The following is an 11,938-nucleotide window of genomic DNA, read 5'->3' on the forward strand; positions in this document are numbered from 1 at the left end:
GGCTCTCCAGTGCCCAAGCACGAACTGCGAAATCAAAGACGCCTTTGATGCTAGTTTAAGCACGACGCGCGCGAGCTATGGCCGCCTAAATAGGTGGCAAGCCGCCTCATCAGCGGCAGATGCTCACAAAGCCGTTGCTTGACGGCTGAAGCTGGCAAATAAGCATACGATCGCGCCGTTGCAGCGGCGCGATCTCGCGATCCTGGGCACGGAAGTGCTGCTGCTGCTGAAATTGCTGCCGCCTCAGCCTGTTCTCCAGCATCAGTGATTCGTTCTGCTCGACCAGCGCATTGCGATTGGCGGGGTTAAGGACTGGTGCCGAGGCGACTGGACCCGGCAACGCCGCCGTTCCCAGCATTCCCGACATAAAGATTGTCAATAGGCGAAATCGCGACATCCATTCACTCCTGCAAACAAAACGTTGGCATACGCATGCCATGTTCAGCATCCACCTCGACTTCGCCACGCTCGCTCAGCCGAAAGAGACGCCCTGCCATACCCGTGGAACAATCGGGCAAAAGGCTCGATGTGTGGGTGTTGATCCAGACCGATCGCGAGGCGCTCGGCGGCGCGATTAGTCGACCTAGGCATGGTTTCTCCTTGAAAGACTGACCCATGAAACCACACCGATGAGTAGATAACCCTGATCTGGGTCAATGGGCGTGAGAAATCCGGCGACCGCGGTTAGACGATCAACGCCTGCATATTGGGCGGAAGGGGCGACGTAATCCTGCCGCGACACAGGCTTTTCACAGATCAGCGTCAACCGGCGGCAGTGAAGCTGCCCTATGCAACCTCATTCCGCGCGGTCGTCTGCGGAGCGGCTTGAATCAGCCTTCTGGCTTGTCGTTATGGTCGAGAAGGATACGCTCTGCTGCCCCGTCGAGATCCTCGTATTGACCGCTTTTCAACGCCCATAGGAAGCCCGACAGCCCAAGCGCGCCGAGGAGCAGGGTCCCAGGTATCAAATAGGCAAGCGTCGTCATTACAGCTGTGCCCATCCGCCATTGTTGGAGTGTCTATCATCGGCAACAGTTTCCGCTGGTGTGTGCCGAACAAAGCCTTCCAGGCGCAATGCATTCCCGATGACTAGCAGCGACGAGGCGGACATCGCGATTGCGGCGATCAACGGTGTGACGTGCCCCGAGATAGCGATCGGGACTGCCACCGCATTGTAGACGATTGCGATTGCGATGTTCTGCCGGATCAGATTTCCTGCTTTGCGCGAGATGTCCAGTGCGAGCGGCACCGCCAGGAGGCTTTCGCGCAGGAAGACGAAATCCGCCGCGTTGCGGCCAACATCGGCGGCGGTGGCCGGTGCGATCGAGACATGCGCTGCGCTCAGCGCCGGCGTATCGTTGAGGCCGTCGCCAACCATCAGAACCTTGTGCCCAACTTTCGCGAGGGTCTCGATGCGTTCGAGCTTGCCGGATGGCAGCAGGCACGGAACGAAGTCGTCGACTCCGAGTGACTTCGCAACCTCGGCACAGGCTGCCGCGGTATCGCCCGACAGCATCTCCACGGGAACCCCGGCGTCGCTCAATTGATCGATGGCCGCTCTGGCGTCGGCGCGCAATGCATCCTCGAAAACGAAGCATGCGGCGATCATCCCGTTTCTCGTCAGCACCGTTCCGCCGTAGCCGTGTTTGCCTTCACCGCCGGTTCGAGTCTTCCAGCCAGCCCATCCGCGTCGGCCCAGTCGCCAGGTGCTTCCCGCGTCAGTGGCTTCGATTCCAAATCCCGGATGCTCGGTGACGGCATCGAATTTGAGCTGCCCGCCAGGAATGGCAAAGCCGGCTATGGCCTTTGAAAACGGATGGCGGGAATGCGCGGCCATGCCTCCCGCGACTGCCAGCATGCCCGGATCAATCGAGCCCGCATTGACCAGCCGGGGCTGGCCAAGCGTCAGCGTTCCGGTCTTGTCGAACACTGCAATGTCCACACTTGCCAGGCGTTCCATGGCGGAGCCGTCCTTGACCATGATGCCGTTCTCGAACAGGCGCCTTGCGGCGACCACCTGCACGATCGGCACAGCGAGGCCGAGCGCGCACGGGCAGGTGATGATCAGAACGGCAATGGCGATGGTTGTCGCCCGGTGCCAGTCGCCGGTTGCCACTATCCAGCCCAGGAATGTCACGAAGGCGGTGAGATGAACCATGGGCGCGTAGAGCGCCGAAACGCGATCAGCGATGCGGCGATAGTGCGCGCGGCCGCCCTCGGCGGCCTCCATGAGCCGAACCATTTCTGCCAGGAACGAATCCTTTACGGCAGCCATCGCCTCGATGGTCAACGGGCCGGTAAGATTGAGCACACCGGCCTGCACGACTTCGCCCGGCGCCACGTTTTTCGGCGTGCTTTCGCCTGAGGCCAGCGAGCAGTCTAGATCCGACGCCCCTTGAATGATCTTGCCGTCGACGGGGATCCTCTCACCGGCTGCAATCAACAACCGCATGCCGGGTTCGATCTCGCCGACCGGGAGGTAGTGGCGCGCGCCGTCGCCGCGCAGCACCATGGCGCCACGCGCGGCGAGCTGCGACAGGCCTTTCACCGCGGTGCGGGCACGTTCGCGCATCACGTGATCCAGCGTGCGGCCGATCAAAAGGAAGAACAGCAGTGATACCGACGCGTCGAAATAGGCGTGATCGCCATGGTTGATCGTCTCGTAGAGGCTCATCGCGTAAGCGAGCGACACCCCAACCGCGATTGGCACGTCCATGTTCATGCGGCCATGGCGCAGTGCATTCCAGGCCGAACGGAAGAAGATGCCGCCGGCGAAGGCGAGCGCCGGGATGGCAATCAGCGCCGAGACCCAGTGAAACAGGTCGCGGGTAGCCCCTTCGGCGCCGGACCAGACCGAGACCGAAAGCAGCATGATGTTGCCTGCGGCAAAGCCCGCGACAGCAACGGCGCGGATCAGCTCGGCAAGCGTCTTGTCATTTTTATCGATCTCGGCGGCGAACAGATGCGCCTCGTAGCCCAGCCGTCCCAGTGAAGCGACGAAAGGCGGCACCTTGTCTCCACGCCACCGGACCGCGACCCGCTTCGTCGACAGGTTGACACGCGCGCCTTCGACATTATCGAGTTTCGCCAGCGCCGTCTCGATCGTCCGGATGCAGGCTGCGCAATGAACCATCGGCACTGAAAGATCGGTCTGACGAAGATCGTCGCCAAGCGAGCGGCTCGCGAGCCTGATTTCCTGGCTGGATGGCAGCACCGATGCCGCGCTGCCCAGGTCCAGCGCCATTTCGGCGCCCGGTGCACAACAGCTCATTGTAGCGCTCCATGGGAGATCATGATCCGGCGGATGTCGCGATACGGTTTATCCAGGCCGGCGTCGGCGTCGATCTCGACGATCCAGACGCCGTCCTTGGGCATATGCTGCGCGGCGAATTCCTGGCCGGAGCCGAGCTCGAGCATGACAGACTCGTCCTCTTTCTCGTAAGCCGGATGACGAAACAGCATTTTGACGCCGTGCAGGGGAACTGGCTTGCCAGCGGCATCGGTGAGGCTGTAGCGGACTTCACCCCATGCGATGGTCAGCTTGCCGGTCCAGCCAAGGGCTGCCTGTGCCCGTCCTTCCGTGGCCTTCTTGTTGAATTGCTGGCTCGCCACATAGGTGTTTTCGACGACAAGGCCAGTCCAGCTTGTGCTGGCGAGCGTCGCCATGGTCAGATTGACCGCGATGACCACGCCGAAAAAGGCGAGAATGATGGCCAGCATGTGCCTGCCGGTAAATTCACGAGGCTTTTGTACATTGGCAGTCATCTGGGGGCCTCCGGCGCGTTGAAGGTGGCGGTGTACTCGTTCGACTCGAAGCTGGCTCTGTCCTCGACGCGGAACTTGAAAGTCTGCGCCGGCGCGCGGATCTGGTCCGCCGGCTGGCGCACAAAGACCTTCAGCATTTTCAGGCGGTCGGGTTCCACCGGAATGGCGAAAGAGCGGCGTGCCGGGATGTCGTCGCCGACGACGACCATGTCGGCGCCTTCAAGGCCCTGCATGGTGACGACGAGCGTCCGCGGCTCGGGGATCATGTTGAGCAGCTTGACGGTATAGCCGTTGCGGATGGAGCCATCGGATAGCGTGACGAATTGTGGATTGCGGTCATGCAGCACGTTCAGTTCGAGCAGATCGCGCGTCAGCAGCGAATAGAGCAGGCCCAGCCCGATCAGCGACCACAGGCCCATGTAGACGTAGGTGCGCGGCCGGAAGATCTTGCGAATGTGAAAATGCGCCACCTGATCGGAGAAGGTGCCGCCAGCGGTCCTGACGAGCGATGGACTGACTGGGCTGGAGCCGCCTGCGGTCGCCAGCATCATGTTGGCGTTGTAGTCGGACAGCGTCGCATAGGCGATCAGCCCGCGCTCCTTGCCGAGCTTGTCCATGACACCGTCGCAGGCGTCGATACACAGCGCGCAGGTAATGCATTCGAGCTGCTGGCCGTCGCGAATGTCGATCCCCATCGGGCAGACCGCGACACAGGCATTGCAGTCGACGCAGTCGCCGACGGAATGCCCCGAGGCTTGCACCTTCTTCGCATGACGCGAGCGCGGTTCGCCGCGCCAGTCATTGTAGGTGACGGTGAGCGAATTCTCGTCGAGCATGGCCGCCTGGATGCGCGGCCATGGGCACATATAGGTGCAGACCTGCTCGCGCATCAGCCCGCCGAACGTGTAGGTGGTCGCCGTCAACACGGCGATGGTGATGTAGGCGACAGGCGCGGCGGTACCGGTGAAAAGCTCGCCCACAAGTGTCGGTGCATCGGCGAAATAGAAAATCCAGGCGCCGCCGGTCGCCGCACCGATGACCAACCAGACGGCGTGCTTCGATACGCGCAGCATCAGCTTGCGGGCGGTCCAGGGACTTACATCGAGCTTCATGCGGGCGTTGCGGTCACCCTCTATCGCGCGTTCGACGACGAGGAACAGATCGACCCACACCGTCTGTGGGCATGTATAGCCGCACCAGGCACGGCCGACAGTCGACGTGATCAGGAAAAGGCAAACGCCGGCCATGACCAGGAGACCGGCCACGTAGAAGAATTCCTGGGGCCATATCTCGATGAAGAAGAAGTAGAAACGCCGATTGGCAACGTCGAGCAGCACGGCCTGGTCCGGGGCAAATGGACCGCGATCCCAACGCAGCCACGGCGTCAGGTAGTAGATGCCAAGCGTGATCGCCATCACCAGCCATTTGAAGCGGCGAAAGTTGCCCGAGGCGCGCTTTGGGAAGATTTTCTTGCGTCCGGCATAATGCGGCTGGCGGGTATTCGAGGAATTTGGGGCCGAGCCTTCGAGCCGTTCTGTTCGCGTATCATTGCGCACGTGCGTGCCACTCCCATCCGATGTCAGAAGGGGTATTCGTGCCGCATCGATAAGCGACGCAGCCGAAATGGTGTCGAGGCCCGGCTCGCGCCGGGCCTCGTCGCTTGGCAGGGGGAGGCCGAGAATAGGGCTTCCTTCCTATTCTCCGCCGCCAAGCGAATGGACATAAACCGCAAGCTCCTTGACTTTGATCTCGCCGAGACGGCCGAGCCAGGCCGGCATGACACCTTCCTTTGGCCCGCGGACCTGGGCTGCGACCGCTGCCTCGCCGGCCCCATACAGCCAAATGGCGTCGGTGAGATTGGGGGCCCCAAATTCCCTGTTCCCCTCCGCGTTCTCACCATGACAGGCGACGCAATTGTCGGAAAAGACCTTGGCACCGGGTTGGATCAGACTTGCATCGGCGACCTTGCCGGAGAGGCTGACGACATATGCGCTAACCTGCTGGATCTCGTCGGCGGTGATGATGTCGCCGAAGTCGGGCATTTCTGAGAGTCGGGTGTCTGGATCGGCCGCGAAGCGTATCCCATGCGTGATTGTCTGCTGGATCTGCTCGGCCTTGCCGCCCCACAGCCAGTCGTCGTCGTTCAGGTTGGGAAAGCCCTTGGATCCTTCGGCGCCGGAGCCGTGGCACTGCATGCAGTTGACTTTGAATGCGGCGCCGCCGGCGGCGATGGCGAATTCGCGCAAGGCATCATCCGATTCGATTTCCGAGACACTTTTCGACTTCACCGCCGCGAGGTATTTGCTCTTCGCTGCTTCCGCAGCCGCCAGTTCGTTCTTGACGTCATTGCGGCTCGAATAGCCGAGAACACCCGTCGTCGCCGAATGCAGCAGTGGCCATGCCGGATAGGCGATTGTGTAACCGATCGCCCACACGATGGTGACGTAGAAGATGGTGATCCACCAACGCGGAAGCGGGTTGTTCAGCTCGCGGATGCCATCCCATTCGTGGCTGGTGGTCGAGACCCCAGAGACTTCATCGATGTGCTCCTCGCTCATGATCACTCGTCCTGAAGCGGAATTCGGGCAGCTTCGTCCGCCAACTTACGGCTGCCGGGACGCAGGACGAAGACACTTGCCCCCGCAAAGAAAAGCGCCATGGCAACCAGACCCCAGCTGTCGGCAAACTCCCGCATAAGATTGTAATTCATGGAAAACTCCTCAGCGGTAACCGGCGCCTTCGTCGTAGTTCTTAAAATCGACCAGCGTGCCGAGCATCTGCAGATACGCAACGAGCGCATCCATTTCGGTGACCTGTTGCGGGTTGCCGTCGAAGTCGCCGGTCTTGGCCTTGGGATAACGGGCCTCAAGACCTGATGTGTCGGCGTTGGGATCAGCCTGCGCCATCAGATCGGCGTTGGCGTTGGCGACCATGTCATCGCTGTAGGGGACACCGACGCGCCTGTTGGCAACCAGATGCGTCGAGAAGTCCTTCACCTCGATCGGCGTGTCTTTCAGGAACGCGTAGCTCGGCATGATCGATTCCGGGACAACGGAACGCGGATCGGAGAGATGCGCGACATGCCAGGCGTTCGAGTAGCGGTCACCGACCCGGGCCAGATCCGGCCCCGTCCGCTTCGATCCCCATTGGAAGGGGTGATCGTACATCGACTCGGCGGCCAGGCTGTAGTGGCCGTAGCGCTCGACCTCGTCGCGGAACGGCCTGATCATCTGGCTGTGGCAGAGGTAGCAGCCCTCGCGCACATAGATGTTGCGCCCGACGAGCTCGAGCGGCGAGTACGGACGCATGCCTTCCACCTTCTCGATCGTGTTGTCGAGATAGAAGAGCGGCGCGATTTCGACGATACCGCCGACAGTCACGACAAGAAGGGAGCCTACGAGAAGAAGCGTGGCGTTCTTCTCGATAATGGCATGTTTGTCGATCAAGCCCATTGGTTTGGCTCCCTGGCAGGCTGAAGGACAGGCGGGGCACCCGACATCGGCCTCTCCTCGCGTTGATGGCCGAGGATTGTCATCGCGATGTTCCAGGCCATGATCAGGGCGCCCGAGAGATACATGGCGCCGCCTATGGCGCGCATGACGTAGTAGGGGCGCATGGCAGCGACGGTCTCGGCGAAGGAGTAGACCAGGAAGCCCTGCCCGTCGTATTCGCGCCACATCAGGCCCTGCGTGATGCCGGACACCCACATGGCGGCGGCGTAGACGACGATGCCGAGCGTCGCCAGCCAGAAGTGCCAGGTAACCAGCCGCAGCGAATAGAGCCGGTTACGGTTCCAGAGCTTCGGTACCATGTAGTAGATCGCGCCGAACGAGATCATGCCGACCCAGCCGAGTGCACCGGAGTGCACGTGACCAATTGTCCAGTCGGTATAATGGGACAGCGAGTTGACCGCCTTGATAGCCATCACCGGGCCTTCGAAGGTCGACATGCCATAGAAGGCGACGGCCATCACCATCATGCGGATGATCGGGTCGGTGCGCAACTTGTCCCAGGCTCCGGACAGCGTCATCAAGCCGTTGATCATGCCGCCCCAGGACGGCATCCACAGCATGATCGAGAACACCATGCCGAGCGTCTGTGCCCAGTCGGGCAGAGCGGTGAAATGCAGGTGGTGCGGCCCGGCCCAGATGTACAGGAAGATCAGTGCCCAGAAATGGATGATCGAGAGCCGGTAGGAATAGACTGGCCGGTTCGCCTGCTTGGGCACGAAATAATACATCATGCCGAGGAAGCCGGCGGTGAGGAAGAAGCCGACGGCGTTGTGGCCGTACCACCACTGCGTCAGCGCGTCCTGGACGCCGGAAAAGGCGGAGTAACTCTTGGAACCGAGCAAAGAGACCGGCATCGAAAGGTTGTTGACCACATGCAGCATCGCGATGGTCACGATGAAGGAGAGGTAAAACCAGTTGGCGACATAGATGTGCGGCTCCTTGCGCTTCAGGATCGTGCCAAGGAACAGGATGAGGTAGGCGACCCAGACGATGGTCAGCCAGATGTCCACGTACCATTCGGGTTCGGCGTATTCGCGGCTTTCGGTGATGCCGAGCAGGTAGCCAGTCGCCGCCATGACGATGAAAAGCTGGTAGCCCCAGAAGACGAACCAGGCGAGATCGCCGCCGAACAGGCGAGCGCGGCAAGTGCGTTGCACGACGTACAATGACGTGCACAGCAGCGCGTTGCCGCCGAAGGCGAAGACGACCCCGGACGTGTGCAGCGGCCGCAAGCGGCCGAAATTGAACCAAGGCTGAACGTTGAGATCGGGGTAGGCCAGCTGCAGCGCGATAACGACGCCGACCAGCATGCCGACGACGCCCCAGAACATGGTGGCGATGGCGCCGTAGCGGATCGGACCGTCCATATAGGCGGACGGGCCGATCGGAGCGGCCGGCTTGAACTCCGAGTTGCGCAACAAGATCCCGATAAAGGCAATAAGGGCAAAAGACAGCACCCCCATATGCTGGCGGAAAGGTCCATCAATGCCGAAGCCAGCAGCCACCAGGGCTGCAAAGGCAAAAAAGCCCACCACGACGATCGCTGTGCCGAATTTCATCGCAAATCCTGATCCCGAATCGGGCGGACGCCAATCCGCTCGGCATCAATTGCGCAGCTGCCCTCTGCCCGCCCTGATCCATGTCAGGTGCCAGGTTTGTGCGGTAGAATCGAGTTCGCGAAGAGCGGACGTTGGGGCGGGCGGATGTGTCGAAGCGCGGCCTCCGCGACGTTGGAAGTAGCGCTGCTAAGGTCGCCTGGAATGGCTCGGGAAAGACGCAGTGACATCGCCGCCAGCCTTGCGGGCACGAGGACCTCAAGGATCAATGCTTCACCGGCGATCTTTCCGGAACTCTTGCCGGCTGCCTCGCTATCCGACAAGGGTCGCGGATGCTCTTGGGTCTACGCTACCGCGACGCTCGAGGCTACAGCAATACATTGTGTTCGAACGCAGCATGTCCTGCCGCGGATCGGAGTTGGCGGCGCAGCGCCCGCCGCCTGGGCTTATCCAAACTGCCGCGGCCTTCGGCCGCCGCAACGCTGCTCCAGCCGGCCGACGCTCTCCACCCTCACATGGCGCTTGTTCTCGATCCGGATCACGCCTTCAGCTCGCAGTCGAGTCAGCTGGCGGCTCACCGTCTCATTCGTCAGGCCAAGGAAATCAGAGATGTCGGCACGAGTCAGTGGCAGATCGAAGGACGCCGATATGGCGGCCGAATCAACACTGGTATCGATGTTCAGGGCGAGCATGACGAGAAAACTCGCCACCTTTTCCGATGCGGTCTTGCGCCCGAGCGTCACCATCCATTCGCGTGCTGCGTCAAGTTCGTCCAGCGCCTGCTTGAGCAGGCGATGCTCGAGTTCCGGTGATTCCTTCACCATCCGTTCGAGGGCTGCCTTGGGGAACGAACACAGCGTGACAACGGTTGCCGCTTCCGCACTGATCTCGCTTTCGACCTTGAAGGGTCGCCCCAGAAAATCCGGTGCAAACTGGAGCCCTACGATCTGCTGGCGCCCGTCCGAAAGGCTCTTCGTCAGCTTGACCACGCCTGAAAGCACATTCGAATAGCTGTTGACGGCCTCGCAGTCTCCGACCAGTTCGACTCCTGGCTCGATCTTGTGCCGCGATGAACTCCTGGCAAGCGCAGCCAAACGGTCTGGATCGAGCGCGCCGCAAATACCGCGACGCCTTCCCTCGCAAGAGCGGCAAAGAACGGGAATGCCGGAACTGTGAATGTCCTGCCGTAATGTCATGCGTTCGCTGTACCCTCTTCCAAGCACCGACAGGGTAGCAATCCAGGGTAGAAAAATCCTTGCGGCAGTTTGTCCGAGCTGCACTTGATCGAAATCAGGGCATTGGCCGGCCAACCAGTCAAGAGTTCCAGCGGTGCAAACATGGTGACTACGAGATGCAGTCGAAAGTAGCTGCTCGGATTGTCGAAAACGTCCCTCGCTATACCAGCTATCCGACCGCACCGCATTTCCACGTGGGCGTCGATGCTGCGGATTATCGTGGCTGGCTGGAGGCGCTCAGCGAGGACGATGAGATATCGCTCTACGTGCACATCCCTTTCTGCGACAGGCTTTGCTGGTTCTGTGCCTGCCACACCAAGCAGACACGCCACTATGAACCGGTGACCAGATATCTGGGATCATTGCATGCGGAGATCGCCACCGTTTCAGGTCTCGCCGGAGGCAAGGGCCGGGTGCGTGCCGTCCATTTGGGCGGCGGTTCGCCGACAATGCTCAGGCCCGACGACATGGTGGCGCTCGGGACCGCATTGCGCCACAGCTTCTCATTTCTTCCCGGCACCAGGATCAGCGTCGAAATCGAACCCAACGACATGGACGAAGCCCGCCTCGACGCACTTGCCGAAATCGGCATGACGAGGGCCAGCCTCGGGGTCCAGGATCTCGATCAGAAGGTACAGAGGGCGATCAATCGCGAGCAGACCTTCTTGCAGACCAAAACGGTTGTCGACGGCGTTCGATCGCGCGGCGTCGAATCGGTCAACCTCGACCTGCTCTACGGCTTGCCGCACCAGACGAGGGAGATCGTCTTGTCCACTGTCAGGCAGGCGCTGACGCTTGAGCCCGACCGGATCGCCCTTTTTGGATATGCCCATGTGCCATGGTTCAAGAAACATCAGACCATGATCGACCAGGCGTGGTTGCCAGGCCCGGAGGAGCGGCTTGCCCAATCGCAACTGGCAGCACGCGCCATACTCGACCAAGGATACGAACCAATCGGCCTCGACCATTTCGCCAAACCGGACGATGCGCTGGCGCTTGCCGCGCGAGCGGGGACTTTACGTCGCAACTTTCAGGGCTATACCGAGGATCGCTGCGAAACCTTGATCGGTCTCGGGCCGTCATCCATCAGCCAATTCCGGCAAGGCTATGTACAGAACATGCCTTCGACCGCCGAGTATGGCCGCATGGTGGATGACGGTGGGCTGGCTTCGGTCCGCGGGATTGCCTTCTCGAACGACGACCGCGCCCGCGGCTGGGTCATCGAGCGCCTGATGTGCGATTTCGGCTTCTCGGCAGTCGATTTGGTGGAACGCTTCGGCAAAGCCGGCCAGAAGCTCCTTCTTCGGTCGAGTACCGTGGCCCTCGACAAGTCGGTCCGACTTGAACTCGACGGCGATCGTTTCGTCGTACCGCTGGAAAGTCGTCCCTTTGTCAGATGCGTCGCTGCGAAGTTCGACAAATATCTCAAAACGGGAAAGGCCAGGCACTCCGTGGGAGTTTGAGCCAGCGAGTGCGTCGCGGTCCGCGCAGGGTCCATCATCGGTGACCTATTTGCCAGACGATGTTGCCCGCGCACACCCTTGTCTGACACGCACGGTGCGCCACAATTGCACTTGACTGACTCTCTGCTTCGGTCATTCGGAATCTGAGGCTTTCAAAGACCGCGATTCGTCTGAGATGCTGGCCGTCGCCAGACCTTCTTTTCTGGCCTTGGCAAACGCTCGGTCGCCGTCCAGAAATCCCGCCAGCATGAACGGGATGAGTTCCGCGACTGTTTCAGACTCGCCGTAGGTCTGACGATAGAGCGCAGCATAGGCCTTGAGTTCTTGGCTCAACTCCGCGCTGACGGTGATGGTAATCTTCAAAGGCGTTCGGTCTGGAAGCTTGCCAAGTTTCAAGTTGGCCATAA

At 60.9% G+C, this 11,938-nt stretch carries 12 protein-coding genes; 1 reads left to right on the plus strand and 11 read right to left on the minus strand.

What is annotated here, in order from left to right; genetic code table 11:
• Positions 1-109 precede the first annotated feature (109 nt).
• The 10 genes from MESOP_RS30055 to MESOP_RS30100 form a co-directional block, all read right to left on the minus strand.
• Positions 110-397 carry a hypothetical protein gene (locus MESOP_RS30055; RefSeq protein ID WP_013533250.1) on the minus strand — a complete coding sequence of 96 codons (288 nt, stop codon included), beginning with the start codon at positions 395-397 and terminating at the stop codon, positions 110-112.
• Between the two features lie 433 nt (positions 398-830).
• The gene (gene ccoS / locus MESOP_RS30060; protein WP_013533251.1) at positions 831-986 is read right to left on the minus strand and encodes a cbb3-type cytochrome oxidase assembly protein CcoS; all 156 of its coding nucleotides are present in this window, start codon (positions 984-986) and stop codon (positions 831-833) included.
• Positions 986-3,271: a cation-translocating P-type ATPase gene (locus tag MESOP_RS30065; protein ID WP_013533252.1), complete on the minus strand. Its 2,286-nt coding sequence runs from the start codon at positions 3,269-3,271 to the stop codon at positions 986-988. The genes ccoS and MESOP_RS30065 overlap by 1 nt, the downstream gene beginning before the upstream one ends.
• Positions 3,268-3,765: a FixH family protein gene (locus MESOP_RS30070; protein WP_013533253.1), complete on the minus strand. Its 498-nt coding sequence runs from the start codon at positions 3,763-3,765 to the stop codon at positions 3,268-3,270. The genes MESOP_RS30065 and MESOP_RS30070 overlap by 4 nt, the downstream gene beginning before the upstream one ends.
• The gene (gene ccoG, locus MESOP_RS30075) at positions 3,762-5,321 is read right to left on the minus strand and encodes a cytochrome c oxidase accessory protein CcoG (protein ID WP_013533254.1); all 1,560 of its coding nucleotides are present in this window, start codon (positions 5,319-5,321) and stop codon (positions 3,762-3,764) included. The genes MESOP_RS30070 and ccoG overlap by 4 nt, the downstream gene beginning before the upstream one ends.
• A gap of 138 nt (positions 5,322-5,459) precedes the next feature.
• Positions 5,460-6,323, minus strand: a complete 864-nt coding sequence (gene ccoP / locus MESOP_RS30080) for a cytochrome-c oxidase, cbb3-type subunit III (protein WP_013533255.1) — start codon at positions 6,321-6,323, stop codon at positions 5,460-5,462.
• A gap of 2 nt (positions 6,324-6,325) precedes the next feature.
• On the minus strand, positions 6,326-6,475 hold the full coding sequence (locus MESOP_RS30085) for a CcoQ/FixQ family Cbb3-type cytochrome c oxidase assembly chaperone (protein ID WP_013533256.1): 150 nt from the start codon (positions 6,473-6,475) through the stop codon (positions 6,326-6,328).
• A gap of 10 nt (positions 6,476-6,485) precedes the next feature.
• On the minus strand, positions 6,486-7,217 hold the full coding sequence (ccoO, locus tag MESOP_RS30090; protein WP_013533257.1) for a cytochrome-c oxidase, cbb3-type subunit II: 732 nt from the start codon (positions 7,215-7,217) through the stop codon (positions 6,486-6,488).
• Entirely contained in the window at positions 7,208-8,836 is a 1,629-nt protein-coding gene (gene ccoN / locus MESOP_RS30095) for a cytochrome-c oxidase, cbb3-type subunit I (RefSeq protein WP_013533258.1), read from the minus strand. The genes ccoO and ccoN overlap by 10 nt, the downstream gene beginning before the upstream one ends.
• A 443-nt stretch (positions 8,837-9,279) precedes the next feature.
• Positions 9,280-10,029: a Crp/Fnr family transcriptional regulator gene (locus MESOP_RS30100; protein ID WP_013533259.1), complete on the minus strand. Its 750-nt coding sequence runs from the start codon at positions 10,027-10,029 to the stop codon at positions 9,280-9,282.
• Positions 10,030-10,184: 155 nt separating this feature from the next.
• On the opposite strand from MESOP_RS30100, the gene hemN reads away from it, so the two are divergent.
• The gene (gene hemN, locus MESOP_RS30105; protein ID WP_013533260.1) at positions 10,185-11,531 is read left to right on the plus strand and encodes an oxygen-independent coproporphyrinogen III oxidase; all 1,347 of its coding nucleotides are present in this window, start codon (positions 10,185-10,187) and stop codon (positions 11,529-11,531) included.
• 132 nt (positions 11,532-11,663) lie between these two features.
• Here hemN and MESOP_RS30110 read toward each other — a convergent pair whose 3' ends face one another.
• Entirely contained in the window at positions 11,664-11,936 is a 273-nt protein-coding gene (locus MESOP_RS30110; RefSeq protein ID WP_013533261.1) for a DUF2274 domain-containing protein, read from the minus strand.
• Positions 11,937-11,938 lie beyond the last annotated feature (2 nt).

The sequence above is a fragment of the Mesorhizobium opportunistum WSM2075 genome (genome assembly GCF_000176035.2).
GTDB classification, from domain to species: Bacteria; Pseudomonadota; Alphaproteobacteria; order Rhizobiales; family Rhizobiaceae; genus Mesorhizobium; species Mesorhizobium opportunistum.